General features: G+C 68.9%; 10 protein-coding genes. 6 read left to right on the top strand and 4 right to left on the bottom strand.

Going from position 1 to position 11276, the window contains the following annotated elements:
- The 4 genes from FHD68_RS14615 to FHD68_RS14600 all read left to right on the top strand — a co-directional run.
- Positions 1-1918 (top strand): alpha-galactosidase (locus tag FHD68_RS14615; protein WP_139086102.1); only part of this gene is annotated, 1918 nt, incomplete at its 5' end.
- Positions 1915-2796, top strand: coding sequence for a 2-dehydro-3-deoxygalactonokinase (locus tag FHD68_RS14610; RefSeq protein ID WP_127899467.1), 882 nt, complete (start codon positions 1915-1917; stop codon positions 2794-2796). The genes FHD68_RS14615 and FHD68_RS14610, both read left to right, overlap by 4 nt.
- A 3-nt stretch (positions 2797-2799) precedes the next feature.
- Complete coding sequence (locus FHD68_RS14605) at positions 2800-3402, top strand: 2-dehydro-3-deoxy-6-phosphogalactonate aldolase (protein ID WP_127899466.1); 603 nt, start codon at positions 2800-2802, stop codon at positions 3400-3402.
- Positions 3399-4244 carry an SMP-30/gluconolactonase/LRE family protein gene (locus FHD68_RS14600; RefSeq protein ID WP_127899465.1) on the top strand — a complete coding sequence of 282 codons (846 nt, stop codon included), beginning with the start codon at positions 3399-3401 and terminating at the stop codon, positions 4242-4244. The genes FHD68_RS14605 and FHD68_RS14600 overlap by 4 nt, the downstream gene beginning before the upstream one ends.
- Here FHD68_RS14600 and FHD68_RS14595 read toward each other — a convergent pair.
- Both FHD68_RS14595 and FHD68_RS14590 read right to left on the bottom strand, forming a co-directional pair.
- Positions 4241-5332 carry an FAD-binding oxidoreductase gene (locus FHD68_RS14595; protein ID WP_127899464.1) on the bottom strand — a complete coding sequence of 364 codons (1092 nt, stop codon included), beginning with the start codon at positions 5330-5332 and terminating at the stop codon, positions 4241-4243. The two genes, FHD68_RS14600 and FHD68_RS14595, sit on opposite strands and share 4 nt — an antisense overlap.
- Positions 5333-6571, bottom strand: a complete 1239-nt coding sequence (locus tag FHD68_RS14590) for an aromatic ring-hydroxylating oxygenase subunit alpha (RefSeq protein ID WP_127899463.1) — start codon at positions 6569-6571, stop codon at positions 5333-5335. It abuts the gene before it with no gap.
- 324 nt (positions 6572-6895) lie between these two features.
- On the opposite strand from FHD68_RS14590, the gene FHD68_RS14585 reads away from it, so the two are divergent.
- The gene (locus tag FHD68_RS14585) at positions 6896-9040 is read left to right on the top strand and encodes a malate synthase G (protein WP_127899462.1); all 2145 of its coding nucleotides are present in this window, start codon (positions 6896-6898) and stop codon (positions 9038-9040) included.
- A gap of 73 nt (positions 9041-9113) precedes the next feature.
- A complete protein-coding gene (locus tag FHD68_RS14580) occupies positions 9114-10289 on the top strand; it encodes a nucleotide sugar dehydrogenase (RefSeq protein WP_127899461.1) in 1176 nt (391 codons plus the stop codon).
- On the opposite strand, the gene FHD68_RS14575 is transcribed toward FHD68_RS14580, so the two are convergent.
- Positions 10290-10901 carry a hypothetical protein gene (locus FHD68_RS14575; protein WP_045999827.1) on the bottom strand — a complete coding sequence of 204 codons (612 nt, stop codon included), beginning with the start codon at positions 10899-10901 and terminating at the stop codon, positions 10290-10292. It abuts the gene before it with no gap.
- Positions 10902-10966: 65 nt separating this feature from the next.
- Positions 10967-11276: hypothetical protein (locus tag FHD68_RS19060; RefSeq protein ID WP_208863782.1), on the bottom strand; the 310-nt coding region annotated here is incomplete at its 5' end.

Here is an 11276-nt window from a genome sequence, read left to right as displayed (position 1 = left end):
GGCGGCGGCGGGCGGCATCACCGGCGGCATGCTGGACGCCCTGCCGCCCCTGGCGCTGGTCCCCGAGGCGCGGCGCAGCTTTCCGGGCCAGCCGGGGCTGGTCGCGTTCCAGAAGGGCCTGCCGCTGGAGCCGGACTGGCGCCTCGACAGCGCGGATCAGGGCGACGCGCTGACCCTGCGCCATGTCGCGCCCGGCCTGCGGCTGGACATCACCATCCGTGCGATGGATCACGGGCTGATCGGCCTGCGCGCGCGGCTGTCGTCCGACGCCGCGGTGACGCTGCACCGTCTGGCGCTGGCCCTGCCGGTCCCCGCCCATCTGTCCGACCTGACCGAACTGGCGGGGCGCTGGACGCGGGAGTTCCAGCCGGTGACGACCGCGCTGGACCACGGCGCGCGCCTGCGCGACGCGCGCACCGGTCGATCGGGCCACGAACATCCGCCGCATCTGTGGCTGACCGCCCCCGGCACCACCAATACCGGCGGAGAGGCCGTGGCCCTGCATTACGGCTGGTCCGGCGGCCACCGGATGCTGGTCGAGGCCCTGCCCGACGGCCGCCGCCAGATCCAGCTGGGCCATTGCTCGGGGTCGGAACGCGCACCCGGCACGGTCTTCGAGACGGCCGAGATCTGGCTGGCGCGCGGCGATCGGGGCCTGAACAGCGTGGCGGTCCCCTTTCAGCGCGCCATCCGCGACGCCCTGCCCCCCGCGCGCCGGCCGCGCCCCGTGCATTACAACGGGTGGGAGGCGATCTATTTCCGCCACGACGCCACCGAACTGGCCCAGATCGCCGAACGCGCCGCGGCCCTTGGCGCGGAACGGTTCGTGCTGGACGACGGCTGGTTCGGGCGGCGCGACGACGACAGCTCGTCCCTGGGCGACTGGACCATCGACCCGCGCAAGCATCCCCAGGGGTTCAAGCCGCTGATCGACAAGCTCCGTGCGCTGAACATGCGCTTTGGCCTATGGTTCGAACCCGAGATGATCAACGAGGACAGCGATCTTTATCGCGCCCATCCGGACTGGGTGCTGGGCCCCGCGGACCAGATCCGCGGGCGCACCCAGCTGCACCTGGACATGGCCCGCGACGACGTGCGCGACCATCTGTTCGACCGCATCGGCGGCATCCTGGGCGCGTGGGACATCGACTATGTCAAATGGGATCACAACCGGCTGACGCCCTTTCCCGATGCGGCGCAGACGCGCGGCGTCTATGCGCTGTTCGACCGGCTGCGCGCGGCCCATCCGCAGGTGGAATTCGAAAGCTGCGCGTCGGGCGGGGGGCGCATCGACGCGGGCATCCTGACCCGCTGCGGCCGCGTCTGGCTGTCCGACAGCAACGACGCGAACGAACGCCTGCGCATCCAGCATCACGCGGCGATGCTGCTGCCCGCCTGCGTCACGGGCAGCCATGTCGGCCCGCGCGAGTGCCACACCTCGGGGCGCGTCCTGCCCATGGCGCTGCGCGCCTGGACCGCGGCACAGCGGCACATGGGGTTCGAGATGGACCCGCGTGAACTGACCACAGCCGAGGCCAGGACGCTGACCCGCGTCACCGCCTGGTGGAAGGCCAACCGCGACTGGATGATGGCGGGCGACATCTGGCGGCTGGACCGCCCTGCGGGCAGCCTGGCCGAGATGCAGTTGGCCGCCGACGGCAGCCGCATGGTGGTCTTTGCCGCACAGATCGACGCCCCCGTCGCGTTGCAGCCGCCGCTGCTGCGTCTGACCGGGCTGGACCCGCAGGCGCGCTATCGTCTGACGATGCTGGAACATCCCGTGGGTCACCACAGTTCCTCTGTTGCGCTGTCGCGGGGTGCGGTGACCCTGAACGGCGCGGCGCTGATGGCGCAGGGCGTGGCCCTGCCCCCGGCCTTTCCGCAAACCATCGCCGTGATCGAAGGGACGCGCCTGTGACGATAGACTGGATTGCCGCCGATTGGGGCACCACCAACCTGCGGCTGTGGGCCATGTCCGGCCGCACCGTGGTCGAGGCCCGCGACAGCGATCAGGGCATGGGCGGCCTGACCCCCGACCGCTTTGCGGGCGTGCTGGCGCAGGCGACCCAAGGGTGGCCCGCCGTGCCGGTCATCGCCTGCGGCATGGTCGGATCGCGCCAGGGCTGGGTCGAGGCACCCTATGCGCCCGTCCCCTGCCCCGCCGCCCCACGCATGGTCGCGGTGCCCGGCGATCCGGGCGGCCGGCCCGTGCGCGTCATCTGCGGTGTCCGTCAGGACGACCCTGCCGATGTCATGCGCGGAGAGGAGACCCAGATCGCGGGCCTTCTGGCGCTGGATCCGGATTTCGACGGCATCGCCTGCCTGCCGGGTACGCATACAAAATGGGTCCGCATCTCGGCGGGTGAGATCTGCAACTTCAAAAGCTTCATGACCGGTGAGCTGTTCGGCCTGATCGCCAACCAGTCGGTCCTGCGCCATTCGGTCGGCAAAGGTGACTGCGATCCCGCACTGTTCCGCAACGCGGTGTCGGACGCGATGAGCCGCCCGGAACGCGGCTATGCGGGCCTGTTCCAGCTGCGCGCGGAATCGCTGCTGTCCGGGCTGGACCCGGCTGCGGCACGCGCACGCCTGTCGGGCACGCTGATCGGGTGGGAGATGGCCGCGGCCCGGCCCTGGTGGCTGGGATCGCAGGTCACCATCATCGGCGCCCCCGCCCTGTCGGCGCTTTACGCCGATGCGCTGGCCGCGCAGGGCGTCCCCGCCGCGCGCATGTCGGTCCAGGACGCCACGCTGGCCGGCCTGTCCGCGGCCCATCGTCAATTTCTGCAAGGATAATCCATGTCCCGTCCCCTGATCGCCATCCTTCGCGGCCTGACGCCGCAGGACGCCCGCGCCGTCGGCCATGCCCTGATCCAGGCCGGCATCACCCGGTTGGAGGTGCCGCTGAATTCTCCGGATCCGCTGGACAGCATCCGAATCCTGTCGCGCGAGTTCGGTGACGCCGCACAGGTCGGCGCAGGCACGGTGCTGACGCCCGACCAGGTGCAGGCGGTCCGCGATGCGGGCGGGCGGATGGTCCTTTCGCCCAATTGCGACACGGGCGTGATCCGCGCCACCGTGGAGGCGGGCATGGCCAGCTATCCCGGCGTCATGACCCCGACCGAGGCCTTTGCCGCGCTGGCGGCGGGCGCCACCGGGCTGAAGCTGTTTCCCGGAGAACTGATCGGTCCCACGGGCCTGCGCGCCATGCGCGCGGTGCTGCCCGCGGGAACCGACTGCTGGGCCGTGGGCGGCGTGTCCGTGGACAACATGGCCGAATGGCGCCGTGTCGGGGCCGCGGGCTTCGGGATCGGATCCAGCCTGTACAAGCCCGGCGACAGTGCCGACACCGTGGCCGCCAAGGCCGCCGCCATTGTCGCCGCATGGGAGGCCAGCGCATGATCTTTGACGACACCCCCTGCACCCTGGGCGAAGGCGCCCTGTGGCATCCCGACCGCCAGTCGCTGATCTGGTTCGACATCATCGATCGCCGCATGTTCGAAAAGCCGCTGGACGGCGCGCGGCGTCACTGGGACTTTGCCGACCCCGTCTCGGCCGCGGGGATCGTCGATGCGGACCGCATCATCGTGGCGTCCAGCCGGACGCTGTCGCTGGTGGATCTGCGCGACGGTGCTGCCCAGGTCCTGGTGCCGCTGGAGGCGGACAACGTCGTGACGCGCAGCAACGATGGCCGTGCCGACCCGCAGGGCGGGTTCTGGATCGGGACGATGGGGCTGAACGCGGAACCCGGTGCCGGGTCGATCTGGCGGTTCCACCGCGGAGAGCTGCGCCGTCTGTTCCCCGACATCACCATCACCAACGCGATCTGCTTTTCGCCCGAAGGCGATCTGGCGCATTTCGCGGATACCGACCGCTCGACCATCTGGCAGGTCCGGCTGGACCGCGACGGCTGGCCCGCGGGCGATCCGCAGGTGTTCATCCACCTGAACGCCGAAGGGCTGAACCCCGACGGCGCGGTCATCGACGCCCAGGGCGGGCTGTGGTCGGCACAATGGGGCGCGGGGCGCGTCGCGCGCTATGACCGGCAGGGCCGCTTTGAGCGGACGATCGATCTGCCCGCACCGCACGTCTCCTGCCCGGCCTTCGGCGGCGCGGACCTGACGACGCTGTTCGCGACGACCGCACGGCAGGGGCTGGACGATCCGCGCGACACGGACGGCTGCACCTATGCGGTTCCCGCAGGCGTCACAGGCCAACAGGAGCATCGGGTCATCCTGGGCTAGACCTCGACGGTGATCCGCCCCATCGGGTTCGAACAGCAGGCCAGGATCCAGCCCTCGGCGATGTCCTCGTCGCTGATGCCGCCGTTATGGACCATGTGGACCTCTCCCGCGGTCTTGCGGATCTTGCAGGTGCCGCACAGGCCGAAGGTGCAGCCGGACGGAATGTTCAGCCCCGCCCGCTTGGCCACCGCCAGAACCGTGTCGGTTTCCGCGCAGGACGCCGTCACGCCGCTGGAGGCGAAGGTCACCTGGGCGCTGGCATCGTCGGCCGGGGTGACATCCTCGATGACCGGGGCCTCGGCCTCGGTGGCGACGGGGGCGCCGAAGCTTTCCTGGTGATAGCGCTCCATGTCGTAGCCAAGCGAGATCAGCATCTCGCGCACGGCCTGCATGAACGGCTCGGGGCCGCAGCAGAACACCTCGCGGTCCAGATAGTCGGGGGCCATCAGGCCCAGCATCAGGCTGTTCAACCGCCCCTGATAGCCGTGCCAGACGCGGAACGGTTCGGGCTGTTCGACGGTCAGGCGCAGCTGCAGGCCGGGCACGCGGGCGACGTAATGTTCCAGCTGGTCGCGGAAGATGATGTCGGATGGGCGCTGCGCGGCATGGACAAAGACGATGTCGGTGTCCTGCGCGCGGTCCCAGGCCCAGGTGGTCATGGACATCATCGGCGTGATGCCCGACCCGGCCGAGATGAACAGGTACTTCGCCGCCGGATGACGGTGAAAGCTGAAGATGCCGTTGGGGCCAAAGGCCCGGATCCGCATTCCCGGCTTGAGGTGATCCAGCATCCAGCGCGTGCCGATCGAGGTCGACTGCGCCTTGACCGTGACCGAGATCGACAGCGGCCGCGAGGGCGACGAGCTGATCGTGTAGGTCCGCTGGACGTTGCCGGCCGGCCCCCTGGCGGGATCGACGGGCAGGTCCAGCGTCACGAACTGGCCGGGCTGATAGTCGAACCACGCGCCAGACGGCGCCCGGAAGATGAAGGTCGAGGTGTCGCGCGTCTCGGGCACGACCATGACGCATTCCAGCGGCTCGTCATCGGACCACGGCTCGGCGGCCCAGTTCACGCGGGGCTTGGCCATCTATTCGGCCGCCTGCCGCATCCCGAGGCGTGATGCCATCAACCCGCAATACCAGTCGATCAGGTGGATCACACCGGCCTCCTGCGTGGGGGAATAGGGGCCGGGCTCATAGGCGGGGGAGAGGATGCCGGCCTGGTTTTCCTCGACCACCTGGCGGTCCTCGTCATTGGTGTTCAGCCAGACGCGGGTCAGGGTCTCGATGTCGTAATCGACGCCTTCGACCGCGTCCTTGTGGACCAGCCAATTGGTCGTGACCTCGGTCTCGGTCGGGCTGATCGGCAGGATGCGGAAGACGATGGCGTGATCGGGCAGGAAGTGGTTCCAGGACGAGGGGAAGTGATAGAACATCAGGCTGCCGGCGTCATTCCAGGGCATCGTGCCCATGCGCCGCGCGACGGCGGCTTTGCCCGACATGGTGAAGCTTTCCTGATGGTCCATCAGCGGCACCCGCGCCATGCGCCACTGCATGTCGGGCGCGTTGACGAAGCGGGCGGGCAGACCGGCGGCGTCGCAGCGGTCCCAATGGGCCAGGATCTCGGGCGAGGCGGCGTTCGGCCCCTCCATCACCGTCATCAGCGGATCGTCGGAATAGGTCCGGCACAGCGACGGATGGCTGCCGCTGCAGTGATAGCATTCCCGGTTGTTCTCCATCACCAGCTTCCAGTTGCCCTTCTCGACGATGGTTGAGCTGAAGGCGATCTTGGCATCGGCCAGCCCCGAGGGCGCGGCATAGCGGGTCAAGTTAGCCGCCAGTTCGTTGATGGCGGGGGGCACCTGGGCCAGGCAGATGAAGATCATGCCGTTCAGGTCCACGCAATGAACCGGCTTGAGGCTGTATTTCGAGGGGTCGAACTCGGGGCCCATGTCGCGCGCGAACAGCAGCTTGCCGTTCAGGTCGTAGGTCCACTGGTGATACGGACAGACCAGCTTGGGATTGGTCCCGTTCGATTTGGCGCACAGGCGCTGGCCGCGGTGGCGGCAGACGTTGTGGAAGGCACGGATGCGGCCGTCTGCGCCGCGGGTGACGATGACCGGATACTGGCCGACCTGCATGGTGATGTAGCTGCCGGTCTTGGGCAGCTCGCAACTGGGACCGGCGAACAGCCATTCCCGGTACCAGATCTGCTCCAGGTCGTCCTGGAAGGCCTGTTCGCCGCAATACAGGTCGCGGGGAAGCGCGTGGCCGGGAAGACGGGCGGCGATCAGCTGGGCTGTGGTCAAGTCGGAGGTTTGGGTCATGGCGCTGCTCGGGGGTCCGGGGTGGCTTTCGCCCCAAACTAGTCGCAGGCGAACGACGGCGCGGCAGAATTGCGACATTCTGCCAGCGGAAACGGACATCGTGATCATGTGCGCGCCTTTGGGGGAAGGAAGCCTTGCCACCCCCCATCGAGGGGGGCGGCAAGGCTGCGGGGCCCCCGGACCCCCGCGACACCAGGCCGCAACGCCCGGTTTGCGGACACAATGGAAAATCGTTCCAAAACCCTTGGCAAACCTGCCGGGGTGACGTATCCCACCCTTGGGGTATGGCCCGATGCCGAATCCCCGCCATCCGAGGAGAGCCCCATGACCCGTTCCGCCACCCCCCGCCACGGCCTTGAGGTCGATACCGACTTTGCGCAGTTCATCGAGGCGCAGGTGCTGCCCGGGACCGGCGTGACGGCGGATGCCTTCTGGCAGGGTTACGCCGGGCTGCTGGACGGATTCGCGGCCGAGAACGCCGCCCTGCTGGAACGCCGCGCCGAGCTGCAGCGCCAGATCGACGCGTGGCACAAGGCTCGCGGAAACCAGCCCTGGGACGCCGCCGCCTATCGCGCCTTCCTGACCGAGATCGGCTATCTGGTCGCCGGACCGGCCCCGTTTGCCGTCGAGAACGGCGACATTGACCCCGAGATCGCCACTCTGGCCGGGCCGCAGCTGGTCGTGCCGGTCAGCAATGCCCGCTTTGCCCTGAACGCGGCGAACGCGCGGTGGGGCTCGCTCTATGACGCGATGTACGGGTCGGACGTGATGGGTCCGGTGCCGTCGGCCGGGTTCGATCCGGCGCGCCGTGACGCGGTCGTGGCCAAGGCGGCCGCATTCCTGGATCAGGCGCTGCCGCTGGATGGGGGCAGCCATGCCGACGTCACCGCCTATGACGCCGACGCGCAGGGGCTGGTCGCGACCGTTGGGGGCCAGGCCGCGCGGCTGGCCGATCCGGCAGCCTTTGTCGGCACCCACCGCGACGGCGCCGACACCGGATACGTCCTGCGCCACAACGGGCTGCATGTCGAGCTGGTGATCAACCGCGACCACCCGATCGGGGCGGCATCCGCCAGCGGGCTGCGCGACGTCGTGCTGGAGGCCGCGCTGTCGGCCATTCAGGATTGCGAGGACAGCGTCGCCGCCGTCGATGCCAAGGACAAGATCGGCGTCTATGGCAACTGGCTGGGCCTGATGAAGGGTGATCTGTCCGAGACCTTCGAGAAGGGCGGCACGTCGATGACCCGCCGCCTGGAGGGAGACCGGACCGTGACGCGGCCCGACGGCAGCACCGTGACGCTGCAGGGCCGCGCCCTGCTGTTGGTGCGCAACGTCGGCCATCTGATGACCACCGACGTGATCCGCAAGGACGGCCAATCCACGCCCGAGGGGCTGATGGATGCGATGGTCACCGTCGCCTGCGCCATCCATGACCTGAAGAAGACCGAAGGACCGCGCAACAGCCGCGCCGGCGCCATCTATGTCGTCAAGCCCAAGATGCATGGCCCCGAAGAGGCTGCATTCGCGAACCGCGTCTTTGCCCATGTCGAGACCGCCCTGGGACTGGCCCCCAACACCGTCAAGCTGGGCCTGATGGACGAGGAGCGCCGCACCAGCGCCAACCTGGCCGCCTGCATCCACGCGATCCGCAACCGGATCTTCTTCATCAACACCGGCTTCCTGGACCGCACCGGCGACGAGATCCACACCTCGATGCAGGCGGGTGCATTCGTGGGTCGCGACGGGATGAAGACCGCCACCTGGCTGAAGGCCTATGAGGATCGCAACGTGCTGATCGGCCTGGCGTCGGGCATGCGGGGCCGCGCGCAGATCGGCAAGGGCATGTGGGCCAAGCCCGACGCCCTGGCCGAGATGCTGGAGGTCAAGGTCGGCCACCCGAAATCGGGCGCCAGCACGGCCTGGGTTCCCTCGCCCACCGCGGCGACGCTGCACGCGCTGCACTATCATCAGATCGACGTGGCCGCCCGCCAGGACGAGCTGCAGGGTCAGCCGATCCCCGACCTGGACCTGCTGCTGACCCCGGCTTTGGCCGACGGCCCGATCCCGCAGGATCAGGTCCTGCGCGAGCTGGACAACAGCGCGCAGGGCATCCTGGGCTATGTTGTGCGGTGGGTCGATCAGGGCATCGGCTGTTCCAAGGTGCCCGACATCGACGACGTGCAGCTGATGGAGGACCGCGCCACCTGCCGCATCAGCGCGCAGTACCTGGCCAACTGGCTGGAGCACGGGCTGATCACCGAAGCCCAGGTCGAGGACGCGTTGCGCCGTATGGCCGCCAAGGTCGACGGCCAGAACGCGGGCGATCCCGCCTATCGCCCGATGGCACCCGATTTTGACGGGCCGGCCTTCATGGCCGCCCGTGATCTGGTGCTGACCGGAACGCAGCAGCCGTCCGGCTATACCGAACCGGCGCTGCATGCGCGCCGGGCCGAAGCCAAGGCGGTCTAGCACGCCACGCGGCGGCGGTTGCAACGCCGCCGCCGCACGCTATTGTGCCGGCCACATCATCGGGAGGCCTGCCATGTCCGGGAAAACAATCGCCGTCGCGGGCATCGGCTATGTCGGCCTGTCCAACGCTGTCCTGCTGGCCGCGCGCAACACCGTTCGCGCGCTGGACGTGGACGCGGGGCGCGTGGCCATGCTGAACGACCGGCGCTGTCCGATCATCGACGAGGACATCGCCCATCACCTGGCCACGCAAAGCCTGGACCTGACCGCGACGACCGACCCGGCGGCGGCCTATGCGGGGGCCGACTTCGTGATCGTGGCGACGCCCACCGATTATGATCCGGTCACCAACTACTTCAACACCTCCAGCGTTGAGGACGTGATCCGGGATGTCACGCGGCTGGCGCCGCAGGCGGTGATCGTGGTCAAGTCGACGGTCCCGGTGGGCTTTACCCGCGACGTTCGCGCCCGGCTTGGCACGGAGCAGGTGATCTTCAGTCCGGAATTCCTGCGCGAAGGGCGCGCGTTGCACGACAACCTGCACCCCTCGCGCATCGTGGTGGGCGAGGACAGCGCCCGCGGCCGGACCTTTGCCGACCTGCTGGCCGAGGCGGCGCTGGACGACGACGTGCCGGTCCTGCTGACCGGCTCCACCGAGGCAGAGGCGATCAAGCTGTTCGCGAACACCTATCTTGCCCTTCGCGTGGCCTATTTCAACGAACTGGACAGCTATGCCCTGTCGCTTGGCCTGGACAGCCGCCAGATCATCCAGGGTGTCGGGCTGGATCCGCGCATCGGCGCCCATTACAACAACCCGTCCTTCGGCTATGGCGGCTACTGCCTGCCCAAGGACAGCAAGCAGCTGTTGGCGAACTACAACGACGTGCCCCAGAACCTGATCGCCGCGGTGGTCGAGGCGAACCGGACCCGCAAGGACGTGATCGCCGACGCCATCCTGGCGCGCAGGCCGCAGGTGGTGGGCATCCATCGCCTGGTGATGAAGGCCGGGTCCGACAATTTCCGCCAATCCGCCGTCCAAGGCATCATGAAGCGATTGAAGGCAAAGGGGCTTGAGGTGGTGGTGTTTGAACCCGCCCTTCCCGACGCGCGGTTCTTCGGGTCCGAGGTGATCCGCGACCTGGCCGCGTTCAAGGCGCGCGCCGACCTGATCGTGGCGAACCGCCTGACCCCGGACCTGCAGGACGTGGCCGACCGCGTGTTCACGCGCGATCTGTTCGGCGGGGACTGATCACAGACGCTCGCGCAGCTTGGCCTCGATCTGGCGGCGGCGCCAGCGCGACCGGATCTGGCGTGCATAGAGGTTCTGCGGACACAGAGACATGTCGTCGCCTTCTCCCTTCATCGCGAAACGGCGGGCGGCGGCCGCGATGCGGCTGTCGGCGGCGGTGATGGCTGCCACCGTCACCTCGACCTCGCGGATGTCGCCGGGCTCCAGCGCGTCGAAGCTGCGGTGGCGGGCGCGGTCCAGCAGGTCCAGCACGCTGCCGATATCGACGTGATCCCCGCTTTTCAGCGGTCCCTGCAGCGTCGCCTCGCGCGGGGTTGCGTGCTGGCCCTGCGCGATCTCGGTTCGGTCGGCGACCGAGGACATGCGCTCTCCGCTGGCGGTCCAGACGGTCAGCATGATCTCCAGCACATAGATCGGCTCGAACCCAAGGTTGCTGACCAGGATGCGTGCGGACAGGTTCCGCGCGCCGCCCAGCTGGATCAGGATCTCGGTCCGGCGCTGGCGGCGCAGGCCCGACACGATGATGTGCAGATACACCATCCAGACCAGCGCCGTGACCGCCGCCATTCCGGCCTGAACCAGCCCGCTGTTCTCAGATATCCAGTCCCACATGCCCCACCCGGCCTTTCCTCAAGGCCCCCCAACACGACCCGCGTGCCGGATGTTCCATGGCGGGATCAGTCAGACAGGGCGGCAGCCTCGGCCGCGGGGTCCAGCGCAGGCCCCGCCCCCAGATCGTCCAGCGCGGTGTCGATCAGGCCGGTTCCCAGGTCCGACGCGGGCAGATAGGCGTCCTGACCCGCGCCCGGCACCGCCAGCGCCACCGACCAGCCGCCCTGGTCGCGGCACATCAGCGCGCGTTCCGCGCCCGCCTCGATCAGACGGCACAGACCCAGGTCGGTGTCATAGCTGGCCAGCGCCCGCGCCACCGACCCGCCCGGCAGGGCAGCCTCGCCCCCCGTCGGCACCTGGGCCAGGGCGGCCGCC

The organism is Paracoccus marcusii (genome assembly GCF_006151785.1).
Taxonomy (GTDB): domain Bacteria; phylum Pseudomonadota; class Alphaproteobacteria; order Rhodobacterales; family Rhodobacteraceae; genus Paracoccus; species Paracoccus marcusii.
This window is presented reverse-complemented; position numbering and strand designations above follow the sequence as displayed.